Genomic DNA, 14,899 nt, shown 5'->3' with positions numbered 1-14,899 from the left:
TTGCCGTTCCCGGACGGTGCTACCGGACGGTTGCCACTACTGGACGGTTGCCGCTACTGGACGGTTGCCGTCAGCCGGGCCACGTTGTCCACGTAGCGCGCGGCGAGGGGACGCTTCCGCCAGTCGGCCAGCTTGAGCTCGTGCGAGATGTCACGGTATGTGTCCTCCACGGCCCGCATCTTGTTCACGATGTCCTCGCCCAGGAGCATCACGGACACCTCCAGGTTCAGGGAGAACGAGCGCATATCCATGTTGCTGGAGCCAAGGACCGCCACCTCGTCATCAATGGTGAAGTGCTTGGCGTGCAGCACGAACGGGGCCTTGTACAGGTAGATCCGGACGCCGGCTTCGAGGAGGGCCTCGTAGTAGGACTGCTGGGCATGGTGCACCAGGAACTGGTCACCCTTTTCGGACACGAAGAGTTCCACGTCCACGCCGCGCTGCGCCGCCGTGGTGATCGCGTACAGCAGGGAGTCATCCGGGACGAAGTAGGGGCTGCAGATCGAGATCCGGTGCTGGGCGGAGTAGATCAGGGTGTTGAAGAGCCGCAAATTGTTCTCGGTGATGAACCCGGGACCGCTGGGGACCACCTGGGCAGTGACTGTGCCGGGATGCGGGTCGGACGGCAGCTGCAGCTGGTGTTCCAGCGACTCATCGGTTTCACCCAGCCAGTCGGTGGCGAACACGACGTTCAGGGTGGTGACGATGGGTCCGCGCAGGCAGGCCATCAGCTCCACCCATTCGCGCCCGGCCTTGCGGTGCCGGGGGTTGTTGTACGAGGGCTCGATCAGGTTCTGGGAGCCGGTGAAGGCCACCTCGCCGTCCACCACCATGATCTTGCGGTGGTTCCGGAGGTCGGGCCGGCGCCACTGGCCGTGGATGGGCAGCAGGGGCAGCATGCGCTTCCACTGGATCTTTCCGGCCCTCAGGCGCTTGAGCAGGTTCTTGTAGCCCTTGATGCGGAGCGTGCCGATGTGGTCGAACAGGAGGCGCACTTCCACACCCCGCTCGGCCGCTTCCTCCATGGCCGTGATCAGGTCGTCGGTGACGTGGTCCGTGCTCATGATGTAGAACTCGGCGTTGACGTACTTCTTCGCCTTCCGGACAGCCTGCGTCATGGCCAGGATGGAGTCAGGATAGCCGGGGATGAGGTCTACCGAGTTTCCGTCCACCATGGGCAGCGAGCCCAGCCTGCGGTTCAGTTCCGCCGCGGACTTCACCCATTCGGGGCCGGGATAGTCGCTTTCGACATCCGAGAGCGCGGTGATCCCGGCCCGCACCCGGTTGTTGACCAGCTGCTGCTGCGCCCGGCGGCGGCTGGAGAGCCGGAAGTTGCCGAACAGCAGGAACAGGACGATGCCCACGAAGGGCACGAAGAAGATCCCCAGCAGCCATGCCATCGCCGTGGTGGGGCGCCTGTTGCCGGGAATGATGCCCAACGCCAGGACCCTGATGGCGAGGTCGGCGATGCCCAGCAGCACCACCACCCACATCGGGGCAGTACCGGCTAGCGAAAACGGCCACAACACGTCAAGAACCCCCGGGAAGATCGGGTTCCGGCGGGCGGATCCGGCCGGCACACTGTGCCCAGCTTATCCGCGGCGCCCCACTAAGCTGGTGCCATGAGCTCAGCAGCCCCCGTGGCCCTCGTCTTCCTTGACCCCGCCTTCCCGGATGGCCGCGTCGCTGACGCATCCAAACCCCAGCTGCTGGTCACGGATCTGGGCGTCACGCGCGGTGACGGCGTCTTCGAAACCATGCTGGCCGTGGGCGGAACGGTACGGAAGATGCCGGCCCACCTGGACAGGCTTGCGGGGTCCGCAGAGGCCCTGGACCTGGTGGTCCCCGGGCGGGACGCGTGGCAGCGGGCCATTGCCACCGCTGTTAACGGCCACCGGTCCGAGCACCCGCCAACCGATCCCGCCACTGACGAGCTGGTGGTCAAGCTCGTGGTGACCCGCGGCGCCGAGGGCGCGGCCGCCCCCACTTCCTGGGTGCAGGTCTCCCCTGCCGGGGAGGCCGGGCGCCGCCAGCGCGAGACGGGCATTGACGTCATCCTCCTGGACCGGGGCTACGACAGTGACGTGGCAGAACGGGCGCCCTGGCTGCTCCTGGGCGCCAAGACGCTTTCCTACGCAGTGAACATGGCGGCGCTGCGCCACGCCCACAAGCAGGGCGCCGACGACGTCATCTTCCTGTCCTCCGATGGCCGCGTCCTGGAGGGCCCCACCTCCACGGTGCTGCTCGCGCATGTGGAAAAATCCGACGACGGCACGTCCGTGAAGCGCCTCATCACGCCCCGGCTGGACAGCGGCATCCTGCCGGGCACCTCCCAGGGCGCCCTGTTCACCGCCGCCAAAGCGGCCGGCTGGGAGCTGGGGTACGGCCCCCTGGAACCCCAGGACCTTTTCGATGCTGACGCGGTGTGGCTGATCTCCAGCGTCCGCCTGCTGGCGCCCGTCAACCGGATCGATGGCAAGGAGATCGGCACCCCCTCAGTCCAGAAAGAGCTGACTGCCGAATTGAGCGGGCTGTTCGCCGGCATCCACTAGGCGCAGGCGGGCCCGCCACGGGTCTTTTCCCTGTTCGGCATCACCCGTAAGGTGTGGACCATGGACTCGCAAAACCTGCCCATCGAAAAACTCTCCTTCGACGACTGCTGGGAACTTCTCGACGGCGACACCGTGGGCCGGCTGGCCATCGTGGTTGACGGCCACCCCGAAATCTTCCCGGTGAACTACGTTGTCCATCGGCGGAGCATCGTCTTCCGCACGGCCGCGGGGACGAAGCTCTGGGGCGCAAAGATGGAGCGGCCGGCAGCGCTGGAAATCGACGGCTACGATTCCGCCACGGAGCTCGCGTGGAGCGTGGTGGTGCGGGGTGAGACGGAGATCCTCGAGGAGCAGGCGGACCGGGATGCCGTGGACAGTCTTGGACTGGAGCCTTGGCAGCCGGGCGAAAAGGCCAATTACGTCAGGTTGAACGCGAAGGCCATGACCGGGAGGCGGTTCAAGGTCAACCGGCCGGATGTCTGGAACACCCGCCTGCAGGACAGGCGCCGCGCGTCGTTCGAGTAGCCGTGCCTCAGGCGCCGGAACCCGCTGTCTGCCGGGTGAGCTGCGCTTCCAGTCCGGACAGCAGGATCGCGAGCCCCTGCTCCAGCTCTGCCTCGCCGTCGTATTCCGCGAGGGCAGGGGCCAGGGCGCGGAGCCACGGAAAGTCCTTTGCGGGCAGGCGGTGGAGGCCCAGGCGCAGGAGCGCTTCGTTCTCCTCCGGATCCACCACGAACTCCTGAAGTTCGTTGAGGATGTGCCCGTAGAGGAAGCCGTAGTAGGCGCGGTAGACGTGGAGTGCGTCGGCAGGCTCGAATCCCGCCGCCACCAGCAGGGACAGGATCTGTTCCAGTGGCCTCAGGGTGCCCAGCGGCCGGAGGCCCAGCGGAGTGGAAAGGGGCCGCGTCACCAGCAAGGGCACTGCGTTGGGGTGCCGGAGCGCTTGCCGGCGCAGGCCGTGGGCAATCTTCCGAAGCTGCGCCTTCCAGTCCGGGTCCGAGGGCTCGATGGACAGGTCATCGAGAACAAGCTCCGCCACACCGTCGAGCAAGGCGGCGCGGTTTTGGGCGTAGCGGTAGAGGCTCATGGGATCCCGGCCGAGTTCCAGCCCCAGCCGGCGCATGCTCAGCGCTTCCAGCCCTTCGGCATCCACCAGTTCGAGGGCTTTGGCCAGGACAATGTCCCTGCTCAGCCTGCTTTTCGGTTGGCCGCTCCTGGGAGTATCGGCGGAAGTCATCGCGTGGTCCTCATTGCCGGGCCGCCGTCCCACGGTAACTGGGAGGGTTGCCTCATATCTGGTCTACGGGTAAAGTCTACAGTGTAGACATCGTGGTGACAGCACTCTGTGCTCCCCTGAATTTTCCGGGGAATGCAACTACACAATCCTTGCCCGCAGTGCAGGGCATCGAGGCTCGCCGCTGTAGCCTACCGGCGGCACAGTGCACCGAGCGAAGGGAGCCGTCATGGCACATTCGCAGTTCGATCAGTTCCTCCAGGAAGCCACCTACGTCGACCAGGCTTCAGAATCCGCCCTCGACCGGGACCGGTTGTTTGGCCTGTACATGAGCTGGTGCTTCATCAACCAGCAGGTACCCGGGGCCGAATCCAGCTTCTGGTCAGCCATGAAGAACAAGATGCCGGCAGGCCGCAAGGGCGTGCGGATGACGGGGCCGGCCGCTGCCGACTACATCGTCACCACGTATCCCGAACTCGTGTAGGCCTTACGGGGACTACATCCGGCCGCCTGATGACCGGGAAATGGACATGAATGCTGTGGTGCCGCAGGCGCCGCAGCATTTTCATGCCCGGCCGAAAGATGCGCATGCGCGTCCCCGGCCCGGGGTGCCGCTCAATTACGGAACATGACGACGGCGGCGATGCGGCTGCGCGCGTCAGATGTTACGTTTTTGGGGAGTAATGAGTACCGGCGTTAAGCCCTGACTGGCCGGTCGGCAACCCTCCCTTTCGCGGCGGGGTGCCTCAGGTGAATACTCGGCATATCGACCGATTCGAGCTGCAAGCGTGAGAGAAGGAGATCCGTCGTGCCTGACGCACCCGCCCCTGAAGAAAAGCTGTCCTACCGCCTGATTACAGGCCCGGACGACCGATCATTCTGTGAACGGATCTCCGCTGCCCTGGACGAGGGGTATGTGCTGCACGGCAGCCCGGCGGCCACCTTCAACGGCAGCAGCGTCATCGTCGCCCAGGCAGTGGTCCTGCCGGCCGCGATCGCTTCCGCAGACGCCGCCGTCGCCACCGCCGTGGATGAACTTGACGGCGAATTTGAGGGCGAGTTCGACGGCGAGGGCCACGCATGAGCTACGCAGGAGACCTGACACCGCAGGAAGCCTGGGCCAAGCTCGAGCAGGGCGCCATCCTGGTGGATGTCCGCACCGAGGGCGAATGGGCCCACATCGGCATCCCGGATACCAAGGCCACGGACAACGACCCGCTCTTCATCCAGTGGACCTTCCGCGGCGGCATCCCCAACCCCGACTTCGTGAAGGACCTCAAGGAGCAGGCACCCGAGGACCCGTCCGCGGAACTGGTGTTCCTGTGCCGCTCCGGCCAGCGGTCCGTCGCCGCTGCCATTGCCGCCACCCAGGCCGGCTTCACCTCGTACAACGTGCTGGAAGGCTTCGAGGGGGAGCCTGACCGCTACGGCGAACGGACCGTCAACGGCTGGAAGAACCGCGGCCTGCCCACCAACCTCGGAAAGAACTAAGTGACCTTCAACCCAGATGCCTCCGGCTGGAGCGCCGACACCCAGGCCGTCCGCGGCGGACTCGACCGCACCAACTTCCAGGAAACGTCCGAGGCCATCTTCCTGAACTCCGGGTTCGTCTACGAATCAGCGGCGGCGGCAGAACGCGCCTTCACGGGCGAGGATGAACGGTTCGTCTACTCCCGCTACGGCAACCCCTCCGTGGCAACCTTCCAGGAACGGCTCCGCCTGCTGGAAGGCACCGAGGCATGCTTTGCGACGGCGTCGGGCATGTCCGCGGTCTTCACCGCACTGGGTGCCCTGCTGGCCGCCGGTGACCGGGTTGTTGCCGCCCGCTCGCTGTTCGGCTCCTGCTTCGTCATCCTGAATGAGATCCTCCCCAGATGGGGCGTGGAAACCGTCTTCGTTGACGGCCCCGACCTGGACCAGTGGCGCGAAGCCCTGTCCAAGCCCACCACCGCCGTGTTCTTCGAATCACCATCCAACCCGATGCAGGAAATCGTGGACATCGCGGCCGTGAGCGAACTGGCGCACGCCGCGGGCGCCAAGGTGGTGGCCGACAACGTCTTCGCCACTCCCCTGCTGCAGCGCTGCGGGGACCTCGGCGCGGACGTCATCGTCTACTCCGGCACCAAACACATCGACGGCCAGGGCCGCGTGATGGGTGGTGCCATCCTGGGCACCAAGGAATTCATCGACGGCCCCGTGAAGCAGCTGATGCGCCACACCGGTCCCGCACTTTCCCCGTTCAACGCCTGGGTGCTGACCAAGGGGCTGGAAACCATGGGCCTGCGCGTCAACCACTCGTCCGCCACCGCACTCCGGCTCGCCGAGTGGCTGGAGCAACAGCCGGCCGTGAGCTGGGTGAAGTACCCGCTGCTGAAGTCCCACCCACAGTACGACCTGGCGGCGAAGCAGATGAGCGCCGGCGGCACCGTCCTCACGCTGGAACTGGCGCCCTCTGCGGGCCGGTCCGGCAAGGAGGCCGCGTTCGCGCTGCTGGACGGGCTGCGGATCATCGACATCTCCAACAACCTTGGCGACTCCAAGTCCCTCATCACGCACCCGGCCACCACCACGCACCGGGCCATGGGGCCGGAGGGGCGCGCTGCCATCGGACTAAGCGACGGCGTGGTCCGCCTCTCCGTGGGGCTTGAGGATGCGGATGACCTTATCCGCGACCTGGAACAGGCGCTGAAGCAGATCTAGTTTCCGGCGCTCTTCCGCATTTTAATAAGCAGCGGAGGCGAAGGAGGCAAGCCGTGGACCAGTCACAGCCGTATGCCAGGGCGGGAGCGGTGAGCACCGCGGCGGGCGTGTGCTGGCTGCTGGGGATCGCGATGGTGGGCAATGTCCACGCCACCAAGAGTGCGGAGCAGCGGCTGGCTATGCTGGAACGCCACCGCGGCCTCTGGACGCTGGGGCAGTTCCTTGCGGCGGCAGGAACTGCGGCGGCCCCCATGGGCTTCCTGCGGCTTGCAGCGCAGCTTCGGCAGTCCCCCCAAACCGCGGGAGCGGCATCGGAGCCTGCCCGGGGCGAAAACCTGGCGGCGGCGGGGGCCGCGGCCCTGCTCGCCGGCAGCCCCTTGTTTGTGTGGGACCTGGCCGTACGCGCGGCCGACATTGAAAAGTTCGCCTACCGGAGGGGTGCGGCGTGGCCCTTCCTGGCGTACGCCGGCCTCCAGACCTGCGGCATCGGCCTGCTGGGCGTGGCACTGCAGTCCTCATCCCTCAAAGGCAGGACCGCCCTGGGTGCCGCCGCCAGCACGCCGCTCTTCGCCGGCATCCTCCTGCGCTACAAGGACATTCCGCCGTTCGTGTTCTACCTCGTGGAGACCGCCCTCGGCGTCAAGCTCCTGCGCTTCAAAAAGGAGCCGCCACTTTGAGGGATCCTGGCGGGACGCCTAGGACTGCCGCACCCGCAGCAGTTCCGGCGCCGCTTCGACCTCCGCGAGATCCAGCGCGTCCCGCATCGTGACGCTGACGGCCTGCCGCACCACGGCACCGAACCCCATGTCCTCCGGGGGCTGCCCCGCCAATGCCTTGTCGCGGGCGCGGCGCTGTTCAGCCGCTCCTGTCCCCCGGGCAATGATGTCCTCCACGCCTTGCCGGGCCAGCGCCAGCTCGCCCTGTTCGTCCAGGACCGGTGCCAGGTACTCCACCAGGGACCGGACCACATCCTTGGCAGGCGCCGGACGGAAGTTGCCGAACTCCAGGAGCTCGCCGCTGAGTCCTGCGCTGCTGGCCTGCCACGAAGCCATCCTCAAGAGCACGGTGGGAACCGGCGCCGGGTCAACCTCCTGCCGCCATTCCCTGCTGGCGGATTCCACCAGCGCCCGGACCAGCACGGCAATGAGGCCCGCGTCCTCGGCACGAAGGCACACGTCAGCCACCCGCACTTCCACGGTGGGATGGTTTCGGGAAAGCCGCGCGTCAAAGTACAGCATGCCTTCGTCGAGCATGACGCCCGTATCCAGCAGGCGGGTCACCACCCGGCGGTAGGCCTGGTAGGTCCCGTAGATACCGGCGGGCCCGGCCGTGGGCCACCGGTTCCAGGCCTGTGTGCGGTAGCTCTCGAATCCGGTGGGAACGCCGTTCCAGAAGGGCGAGTTGGCGCTTAGCGCGGTCAGCACCGCCAGCTTGTCGCGTATGCGGTCCAGAACCGCCACGCCCTCTTCCGGGGACTCGACGTACGTGTGCACGTGGAAGCCGCAGGTCAGCTGTTCCTGCGCAGTGAGGCCAAACCGCTCCAGCATCCTGGCGTAGCGGGGGTCGGGGGTGGTGTGGCTGGTGGACGCGACGGGCGACGTGGCCAGCGCGGCTACCCGGGCACCGTGCTTTTGGGCTGCCTGGTCGGCAAGCGTCCGGCCAGCGCGGATCTGTAGGAGCAGCGTCTCATAATCCAGGCACGGCCGGGTCTGCGTCTCTATCTGCTCAAGCTTGAGCTCGGCACTCAAGCCCATCTCGTCGTCGTAATCCGCCTTGTTCCCGGCATGGTGCACGTCCGGGTCCACGGGGAAATCGTCCGCCGCAACCCCCTTGCCGGCCAGGAGTGCGTCAGCCAGGGCAAGCGGTTCTCCGGACTCCGGGTCAACAATCAGGAGTTCTTCCTCTACGCCGAATGTACGCATACGAACATTCTGCGGCAGTGACGGCGGAAGTGAAGCAGCCCCGCCCATCATGACGAACCGTTAATGGTCAGTCCTGGAAGTACTCCACCTTGGCTCCGATGGTGTTCAGCCGCTCGGCCAGGTCCTCGTAGCCACGCTCGATCACGTAGATGTTCCGCAGTTCGGACACGCCCCTCGCCGCGAGCATGGCCAGCAGCAGGCAGGCGGCCGGTCGCAGCGCCGGCGGGCAGCCCACCTCTGCCGCACGCCAGCGGGTGGGGCCGTTGACGTAGATGCGGTGCGGATCCAGCAACTGCACCTGCGCGCCCAGCCTGTTCAGCTCGGTCAGGTAGATCGCCCGGTTCTCGTACACCCAGTCGTGGATCATCGTCTGGCCGGTGGCGTTCGCGGCGATCACCGCGAAGAACGGCAGGTTGTCGATGTTCAGCCCGGGGAACGGCATGGGGTGGATCTTGTCCTCGGGCGCCTTCAGCTCAGAGGGCTTGGTGGTCACATCGACCAGCCGGGTGCGGCCGTTGCGCGCCATGTACTCCTCGGAGACCTCCAGCTGCTGGCCCATCTGGCCCAACGTGGCGAGCTCGATCTCCATGAACTCGATGGGTACGCGGCGGACCGTCACCTCCGAGTTGGTAACGATGCCCGCGGTGATGAGGCTCATGGCCTCGATGGGGTCCTCGGAGGGGAAATACTCGATCTCGGCGTCGATCAGCGGACGCCCCGTGATCTTCAGGGTGGTGGTGCCCACGCCCTCGATGCTGACTCCGAGCATCTGGAGGTAGAAGCACAGGTCCTGCACCATGTAGTTGGGGCTGGCGTTGCGGATCACGGTGGTTCCCGGGCGGTGGGCGGCCGCCATAATCGCATTCTCGGTGACCGTGTCGCCGCGTTCGGTGAGGACGAAGGAGCGGTCCCGGGTATCGGCGGGCGGCGCCTGGACCGTGTAGAAACCCGCGCTGGCCTCCACCGAGAGCCCAAACTGGCGAAGCGCCTGCATGTGGGGCTCCACGGTCCGGGTGCCAAGGTCGCAGCCACCGGCGTAGGGCAGCCGGTATTGCCTGGACTCATCCAACAGCGGCCCGAGCAGCATGATGACGCTGCGGGTGCGGCGCGCTGCGTCAACGTCCATGGCGTCCAGGTCAAGGACTGCCGGGCGGCGCAGGCGGAGGTCGGTATCGTTGAGCCACGTGCATTCGACGCCGATGCTGGTCAGCACCTCGACGATGCGGTTGACCTCCTCGATGCGGGCGAGGCGGCGGAGCACCGTGGTGCCGCGGTTGATCAGGCTGGCGCACAGCAGCGCCACACCTGCGTTCTTGCTGCTGTTCACGTCCACGGCGCCGGACAGGGTGCGTCCGCCCTCCACGCGCAGGTGGGTCATCTGCGGCTTGCCCACATTGACGATGCTCCGCTCGAAGATGTTCTCCAGCCGCTGGATCATCTTCAGGCTCAGGTTCTGCTTGCCCTGCTCCATCCTGGCGACAGCACTTTGGCTGGTGCCGAGTTCGGCGGCGAGCTGACCTTGGGTCCAGCCCTTCTCGCTCCGGGCGTCCCTGAGCATGGCGGCAACGTGTTCGGCGGTTTCCTGCGTCATGACACAAATATATCATTTATGAGTTATCCCGGCGCCCCGACGCGCCCTGAGAGCAACGAGCAGCCAGGTACTACCCGGTAGATGCGATAGGCTGCCGGCGCTAGCTGCCGAGCCAGACCATGTTCCACGTCCCCGCGGATACGGCGGCCACCAGGGCAAGCCCGGCCACCAGGACACCGCCGGCGAGCACCCACACGTCCAGTACGCTGTAGGTGGATTCGCGGGCCCAGGTCCGCGGCCCGCCCCCGAATCCCCTGGCCTCCATGGTCACCGCCAGCCGGGACGCACGGCGGATCGCCTGCACCAACAGGCCGAAGCTTTGCCCCAGCGTTGCCTTTACGCGCTGGGCCACGTTGCCGCGGGAGCCAACGCCGCGGGCCCGGCGGGCCATGCCGATGGTCTGCCATTCCTCAGCCATCAGGCCCACCAGGCGCATCGCGGCCAGGGTTCCCAGGACGAAGCGGTGCGGCAGCCGCGCCTTTTGCGCCAGCGCGTCGGCGAGGTCCGTGGGATCGGTGCAGCTCATGAGCAGCACCGCGGGAAGCGCGATGGCGAACCCGCGGAGTAAAAACCCGATCCCCAGTTGCAGGGACCCCTCGCTCATGCTCCAGATGCCGACGTCGAGCAGGATCCGCCCGCTGTCCGGAGCCAGGATGGAGGTGCTCCAGCCCCCGACGGCGGCGGCGAGGATGAGCGGCCAGCCGCGCTGCCACAACAGGGACGGCGTCAGGCCGGCAAGCGGGAACAGGAGCACTTCGAACACCAGGGCCACCGAGGCGGAGACCCAGTCGATGGACAGCGCCAGGACCGCCGTAATGAGCACGACGGCGGCGAACTTGCTCAGCGGGTTGGCCCGGGTCAGGAGCGCGTGGTTGCCGCGCAGGGTGAGTTGCTGCCTCATGGCGCCACCGCTTCCGCCGCGGCCATCCGCAGTTCGGCCCCGCCCAGGGCGGCGGTGAACTCGGCATCGTGCGTCACGGAGACCACCGCGGTGCCGGCGTCCAGTAGTTCGGACAGGAACGATGCCAGCTCCGCCCAGGTGTTGGCGTCCTGGCCGAAGGTGGGCTCGTCCAGCACCAGGACCTGCGGGCTGGCGGCCAGGACGGTGGCTACGGACAGCCGCCGCTTCTCGCCGCCGGACAGGGTGTACGGGTTGGCATCCACCAGGGCGGTCAGCCGGAGCCGCTCCAGCAGTTCGTCTACCCGTTCCCCGCCGTGGCCCAGGTGGCGTGGGCCGAAGCGCAGTTCATCGAGCACCTTGCCCGTCACGAACTGGTGCTCCGGCTCCTGGAACACGGTGCCAACCCGCGAAATCAGCTGTTCGGCCTTCCACTTGTACGGATCGATGCCCGCGCCGCGGCTGAGGTCCAGCGTGGCGGACACCGTCCCTGCCACCGGTTCCAGCAGGCCGGCGAGCGTCAGGGCGAAGGTCGATTTTCCGGCACCGTTGGGCCCGGTGATGGCCAGCGCCTGCCCCGCCCGGACCTGGGCCGTGAGGCCTTCCTGGACCGGGACCGGCGGCACCTTCCGGAAGCCGCTGCGGCGCGGACGCTCGCGGGAAACGGCAAGCTGCTCGGCGGCCAGCAGAAGGTTGCCCGCCCCCGCGGCCGGAACTGCCGCACGGCTTCGGGTTGCCGGTACGTAACCGGGCACCCAGACTCCCGCGGCAGCGAGCATGGTCCGGGCCTCTGCAAGGACGCGGTCCGGCGGCCCGTCCAGGAGTACGGCATCCTCAGCGGCGGAGCCGGGCTGCAGGACCACGATCCGGTCCACGACGTCCTTCCACACGGATACCCGGTGTTCCACCACCACCAGCGTGGCCCCGGTCTTGTCGAGGCAGCGGGCGACGGCGTCGCGGACTTCCAGCACTCCGTCCGGGTCCAGGTTGGCGGTGGGTTCGTCCAGCAGGATCAGTCCGGGGCGCATGGCAAGGATGCCGGCCAGCGCGAGGCGCTGCTTCTGCCCGCCGGACAAGGCCGACGTCGGGTGGTCCAGCGGAAGGTGGGCAAGCCCGACGTCGTCCAGCGCCTCGTGTACGCGCGCCCAGATGGCGTCGCGGGGCACCGCGAGGTTCTCGGCGCCGAAGGCGGCGTCGTCACCCAGCCGCGACAAGACCACCTGGGTCTCCGGGTCCTGCTGCATCAGCCCGGCATGGCCGCGCCGGGCGCGCGGGGACTCCCCGTCGACCAGCAGCGAACCCGCCTCGTCGGCATCCCCGGCCTCGCCGTCGTCATTCACATCCCCCAGCACCCCGGCAAGGGCATGCAGGAGCGTGGACTTTCCGGCGCCGGAGGGACCCAGCAGGAGCACGCGCTCCCCCGGGCTGATGTCAAGGTTGAGGGCGTTGACGGCCGGCTTGGACCTGCCGGCATGCCGCCAGCCCCAGCCTCGGGCGGTGATGGCGGCAGGCCTGGCGGGAGCCCCGGCGCCCTGGGAAGCGGCGGGCATCAGGAGAAGACGGGCTCCGTTGCGGCCTTGCGCGAGGCGAAGGAGCTCAGGACCCCGGTGCGGGCCAAGCCGCGGGTCGCGATCCAGGACAGCGCGCCGGCGATGATGGCTCCGGAGACCATGCAGAAGACGATGTAGGCCAGCTTGTCCGCGCCGGAGTAGGCGATGTTCCAGCCCCAGGGTGCGAAGGAGTCGTTCAGGCCGCAGAAGAGGCCGGATGCCGCACCGGCCAGCAGGGACACGGGCAGGTTGAACTTGCGGTAGACGAAGATCGCGAAGACGATCTCCGCGCCCAGGCCCTGGACGAAGCCGGAGAACAGGACGGACGTGCCGTACTGCGAACCCATGAGGAGTTCACCGGTGGCTGCCACGGTTTCGCAGAACAGCGCGGCTCCGGGCTTGCGGATGATCAGCATCCCCAGGACACCCGGGATCATCCAGCCGCCGGCGATGAGGCCGGTCAGGGGCGGGTAGGCCGCGTTCATCGGCACGGATACTGCGGCCGCGCCCTGGGACCAGGCCCAGAAAATGACGCCGCCGGCGATGGCGACGAGAGCCGCCACCACGATGTCCACGACGCGCCAGGACTTGCTGGTGGTCTTCTTGATTGCTGCTGTGCTCATGTGATCCTCCTGGGTAACAGGAGGGGAAAGCGCGGCAATCCGGCGTTGAGTGCCGTTGCCAGTCACTTCGAGAACTCGACTCCCTTGCGCCGGTACTAACCGGATCAGGTTCGAGGGTCTGCGGCGGTCCGCACTCTCAGCGCCCACCTGCGGTTCCCCGGCCTGGCCGGGATGCCGACGGCGGCGCTCCCCTGTCGTTGTAAATGGTGGTTTTGGTTCAATTCAGGCGTGTATTTCAGCCCTTGCGGGCGTGGTCAAGTTTACACCTGGCGAGGGGTAGATTGTGGGGCATGAGTGCCAATCCGCCGCATGTGACCGAGTTCGATCCGGATTCCCTCGACACGCAGCCCGAAGGGTCCCTGGAGGCGTTGATCGCCCGCGTCGAAGCGGAGGTCCGGGAGCTGCAGTTCCCCGGGTTTTCCCCGGATGACGCCCTGAACCTTGGCCTCCTCCTCGTGGAACTGGGCAAGGAGCGGGACCTTCCCATCGCCATCGACATCACCAAGGGCGAGCAAGTCCTCTTCCATGTCGCACTGCCGGGCGCCACGCCTGACAACGGCCACTGGATCCGGGCCAAGCAGCGCACCGCCGCACGGTACGAGGCGCCGTCGCTCCTGGTGGGCCTGCGGGGCCGGCTGGGCGGCGGCCGGATAGAAGACAACGCCTGGTTCGACCAGTCCCGCTACGCCGCGCACGGGGGTGCCTTCCCCATCTTCGTCACGGGAGTGGGAGCGGTGGCAACCGTCGCCGTTTCCGGGCTGCCCCAGGTGCAGGACCACGACCTGGTGGTGGAAGCCCTCCGGGACGTCCTTGGCTCGGCGCTGGAGGTGTAGCTGCCGCTCATTCGTCGAAGTGCGTGGTGACCCCGGCACCCGCGGCCACCGACTCGACGATGGACTGGGCCAGCTCCCGCAGCTTGATGTTCCGGGCGTTGGAGGCAGCCTTGATGATTTCCATGGCCGCCGACTGGCTGCACCGGTTCTGGGCCATGACGATGCCCGCGGCGAGGTCGATGGCGGTCCTGGATTGCATGGCCAGTGCCATGTCGTTGCGGGCGTCATTGAGCTGGGCAATCTTCAGCGCGAGCCGAAGCGACTTCGATGCCTGGGCGGCGAACGCCTCCGCCCGGCTGACGTGCGGGCCGCTGAAGGCATCGCTGCGTGACGCATACAGGTTCAGGGCGGCCCGGGTTGCGTCATCCACCAGCAACGGCACCGACAGGATGGAGCGGATGCCCTGTTCCGCAGCAGCGGCAACGTAACCGGGCCAACGGTGCTCCTGTGCGGTGTCCGGCACCAGGACACTCCGCATCTCCCCCATGGCCGTCAGGCACGGTCCCTCCCGGAAAGTGTTCTGCAGTTCATCCATTCCCTTGGCGGTGGGGTCGCTGCTGGCCACGGTGGTGGCCTTCTTCCGCCGGAGCAGGGTCACCCCGCAGACCACCGGCACGAACGGGGCGGCTGAAAGGCCCTCCGCTGCAACGGTGGCCAGTTCGTTGAGGAAGACTTCCACGTCCGGGCTGTCCAGCACCAGGTCCTGCAGGTCCTGGAAATACTCGGAAAGTTGCAGGGGGTGTTCAGGGGCGAGGGGTTCTTGAACCATGGCAGTGCTCCGGGTGGACTGGTCGCCACCGGAAGCATACGGAGGGACGGGGATGCCGCTTCCTGCCAAACGGTTCTGCGTTCCACCCTAACCCGTTGCCGACCCACATTCTGCTGCCCGGTTCCCGCATAGCTTTAATTACTAAGCCATGCTTACTATGTTCCTCCCGGGTTTCGAGGAGGACACGGCCTGGCAGCGCCAGGCACAGGCTCCCCCGCGTTCGTTCC

Annotated in this window: 16 protein-coding genes and 2 riboswitches; of the genes, 8 read left to right on the top strand and 8 right to left on the bottom strand. The window is 67.1% G+C overall.

Annotated elements, in window-relative coordinates:
• Positions 1-53 precede the first annotated feature (53 nt).
• Positions 54-1,493, bottom strand: a complete 1,440-nt coding sequence (gene cls, locus K4G53_RS19905) for a cardiolipin synthase (protein ID WP_221387443.1) — start codon at positions 1,491-1,493, stop codon at positions 54-56.
• 129 nt (positions 1,494-1,622) lie between these two features.
• On the opposite strand from cls, the gene K4G53_RS19900 reads away from it, so the two are divergent.
• Both K4G53_RS19900 and K4G53_RS19895 read left to right on the top strand, forming a co-directional pair.
• Positions 1,623-2,552: an aminodeoxychorismate lyase gene (locus tag K4G53_RS19900; protein WP_221387419.1), complete on the top strand. Its 930-nt coding sequence runs from the start codon at positions 1,623-1,625 to the stop codon at positions 2,550-2,552.
• A gap of 60 nt (positions 2,553-2,612) precedes the next feature.
• On the top strand, positions 2,613-3,077 hold the full coding sequence (locus K4G53_RS19895) for a pyridoxamine 5'-phosphate oxidase family protein (RefSeq protein ID WP_221387418.1): 465 nt from the start codon (positions 2,613-2,615) through the stop codon (positions 3,075-3,077).
• A 7-nt stretch (positions 3,078-3,084) separates the two neighbouring features.
• On the opposite strand, the gene K4G53_RS19890 is transcribed toward K4G53_RS19895, so the two are convergent.
• On the bottom strand, positions 3,085-3,789 hold the full coding sequence (locus tag K4G53_RS19890; protein ID WP_221387417.1) for a TetR/AcrR family transcriptional regulator C-terminal domain-containing protein: 705 nt from the start codon (positions 3,787-3,789) through the stop codon (positions 3,085-3,087).
• A 226-nt stretch (positions 3,790-4,015) separates the two neighbouring features.
• On the opposite strand from K4G53_RS19890, the gene K4G53_RS19885 reads away from it, so the two are divergent.
• The 5 genes from K4G53_RS19885 (at position 4,016) to K4G53_RS19865 (ending at position 7,163) form a co-directional block, all read left to right on the top strand.
• Positions 4,016-4,270 carry a hypothetical protein gene (locus tag K4G53_RS19885; protein ID WP_221387416.1) on the top strand — a complete coding sequence of 85 codons (255 nt, stop codon included), beginning with the start codon at positions 4,016-4,018 and terminating at the stop codon, positions 4,268-4,270.
• 195 nt (positions 4,271-4,465) lie between these two features.
• Positions 4,466-4,581: riboswitch (SAM riboswitch) on the top strand.
• A gap of 13 nt (positions 4,582-4,594) precedes the next feature.
• The gene (locus K4G53_RS19880) at positions 4,595-4,870 is read left to right on the top strand and encodes a DUF1737 domain-containing protein (protein ID WP_221387415.1); all 276 of its coding nucleotides are present in this window, start codon (positions 4,595-4,597) and stop codon (positions 4,868-4,870) included.
• The gene (locus K4G53_RS19875) at positions 4,867-5,277 is read left to right on the top strand and encodes a rhodanese-like domain-containing protein (protein ID WP_221387414.1); all 411 of its coding nucleotides are present in this window, start codon (positions 4,867-4,869) and stop codon (positions 5,275-5,277) included. Before K4G53_RS19880 ends, K4G53_RS19875 begins: the two co-directional genes overlap by 4 nt.
• Complete coding sequence (locus K4G53_RS19870) at positions 5,278-6,486, top strand: O-succinylhomoserine sulfhydrylase (RefSeq protein ID WP_221387413.1); 1,209 nt, start codon at positions 5,278-5,280, stop codon at positions 6,484-6,486.
• Positions 6,487-6,539: 53 nt separating this feature from the next.
• On the top strand, positions 6,540-7,163 hold the full coding sequence (locus K4G53_RS19865; protein WP_221387412.1) for a hypothetical protein: 624 nt from the start codon (positions 6,540-6,542) through the stop codon (positions 7,161-7,163).
• A gap of 18 nt (positions 7,164-7,181) precedes the next feature.
• Here K4G53_RS19865 and K4G53_RS19860 read toward each other — a convergent pair whose 3' ends face one another.
• From K4G53_RS19860 to K4G53_RS19840, 5 genes are all read right to left on the bottom strand, one after another.
• Complete coding sequence (locus K4G53_RS19860; RefSeq protein ID WP_221387411.1) at positions 7,182-8,408, bottom strand: glutamate--cysteine ligase; 1,227 nt, start codon at positions 8,406-8,408, stop codon at positions 7,182-7,184.
• Between the two features lie 67 nt (positions 8,409-8,475).
• Positions 8,476-9,999, bottom strand: coding sequence for a UDP-N-acetylglucosamine 1-carboxyvinyltransferase (locus K4G53_RS19855; RefSeq protein ID WP_221387410.1), 1,524 nt, complete (start codon positions 9,997-9,999; stop codon positions 8,476-8,478).
• Between the two features lie 100 nt (positions 10,000-10,099).
• A complete protein-coding gene (locus tag K4G53_RS19850) occupies positions 10,100-10,900 on the bottom strand; it encodes an energy-coupling factor transporter transmembrane protein EcfT (RefSeq protein ID WP_221387409.1) in 801 nt (266 codons plus the stop codon).
• On the bottom strand, positions 10,897-12,447 hold the full coding sequence (locus tag K4G53_RS19845; protein WP_221387408.1) for an ABC transporter ATP-binding protein: 1,551 nt from the start codon (positions 12,445-12,447) through the stop codon (positions 10,897-10,899). The genes K4G53_RS19850 and K4G53_RS19845 overlap by 4 nt, the downstream gene beginning before the upstream one ends.
• Complete coding sequence (locus K4G53_RS19840) at positions 12,447-13,070, bottom strand: ECF transporter S component (protein WP_221387407.1); 624 nt, start codon at positions 13,068-13,070, stop codon at positions 12,447-12,449. The genes K4G53_RS19845 and K4G53_RS19840 overlap by 1 nt, the downstream gene beginning before the upstream one ends.
• Before the next feature lie 63 nt (positions 13,071-13,133).
• Positions 13,134-13,273: riboswitch (TPP riboswitch) on the bottom strand.
• A gap of 87 nt (positions 13,274-13,360) precedes the next feature.
• Between K4G53_RS19840 and K4G53_RS19835 the strand changes: the two genes are divergently transcribed.
• Positions 13,361-13,903, top strand: coding sequence for a heme-degrading domain-containing protein (locus K4G53_RS19835; RefSeq protein WP_221387406.1), 543 nt, complete (start codon positions 13,361-13,363; stop codon positions 13,901-13,903).
• Positions 13,904-13,910: 7 nt separating this feature from the next.
• On the opposite strand, the gene K4G53_RS19830 is transcribed toward K4G53_RS19835, so the two are convergent.
• Entirely contained in the window at positions 13,911-14,672 is a 762-nt protein-coding gene (locus K4G53_RS19830) for a GAF and ANTAR domain-containing protein (RefSeq protein ID WP_221387405.1), read from the bottom strand.
• Positions 14,673-14,899 lie beyond the last annotated feature (227 nt).

The organism is Arthrobacter sp. MAHUQ-56 (assembly GCF_019710585.1).
Taxonomy (GTDB): domain Bacteria; phylum Actinomycetota; class Actinomycetes; order Actinomycetales; family Micrococcaceae; genus Arthrobacter.
Note: the sequence above shows the minus strand (reverse complement) of the source record. Positions and strands in the feature narration are given on the sequence as shown.

Excerpts from the sequence above, each read along its gene's own strand:
- cls (WP_221387443.1), bottom strand. The coding sequence starts at position 1,493 with ATGTGGGTGGTGGTGCTGCTGGGCATCGCCGACCTCGCCATCAGGGTC.
- K4G53_RS19900 (WP_221387419.1), top strand. The coding sequence starts at position 1,623 with ATGAGCTCAGCAGCCCCCGTGGCCCTCGTCTTCCTTGACCCCGCCTTC.
- K4G53_RS19895 (WP_221387418.1), top strand. The coding sequence starts at position 2,613 with ATGGACTCGCAAAACCTGCCCATCGAAAAACTCTCCTTCGACGACTGC.
- K4G53_RS19890 (WP_221387417.1), bottom strand. The coding sequence starts at position 3,789 with ATGACTTCCGCCGATACTCCCAGGAGCGGCCAACCGAAAAGCAGGCTG.
- K4G53_RS19885 (WP_221387416.1), top strand. The coding sequence starts at position 4,016 with ATGGCACATTCGCAGTTCGATCAGTTCCTCCAGGAAGCCACCTACGTC.
- K4G53_RS19875 (WP_221387414.1), top strand. The coding sequence starts at position 4,867 with ATGAGCTACGCAGGAGACCTGACACCGCAGGAAGCCTGGGCCAAGCTC.
- K4G53_RS19860 (WP_221387411.1), bottom strand. The coding sequence starts at position 8,408 with ATGCGTACATTCGGCGTAGAGGAAGAACTCCTGATTGTTGACCCGGAG.
- K4G53_RS19855 (WP_221387410.1), bottom strand. The coding sequence starts at position 9,999 with ATGACGCAGGAAACCGCCGAACACGTTGCCGCCATGCTCAGGGACGCC.
- K4G53_RS19850 (WP_221387409.1), bottom strand. The coding sequence starts at position 10,900 with ATGAGGCAGCAACTCACCCTGCGCGGCAACCACGCGCTCCTGACCCGG.
- K4G53_RS19845 (WP_221387408.1), bottom strand. The coding sequence starts at position 12,447 with ATGCCCGCCGCTTCCCAGGGCGCCGGGGCTCCCGCCAGGCCTGCCGCC.
- K4G53_RS19840 (WP_221387407.1), bottom strand. The coding sequence starts at position 13,070 with ATGAGCACAGCAGCAATCAAGAAGACCACCAGCAAGTCCTGGCGCGTC.
- K4G53_RS19835 (WP_221387406.1), top strand. The coding sequence starts at position 13,361 with ATGAGTGCCAATCCGCCGCATGTGACCGAGTTCGATCCGGATTCCCTC.
- K4G53_RS19830 (WP_221387405.1), bottom strand. The coding sequence starts at position 14,672 with ATGGTTCAAGAACCCCTCGCCCCTGAACACCCCCTGCAACTTTCCGAG.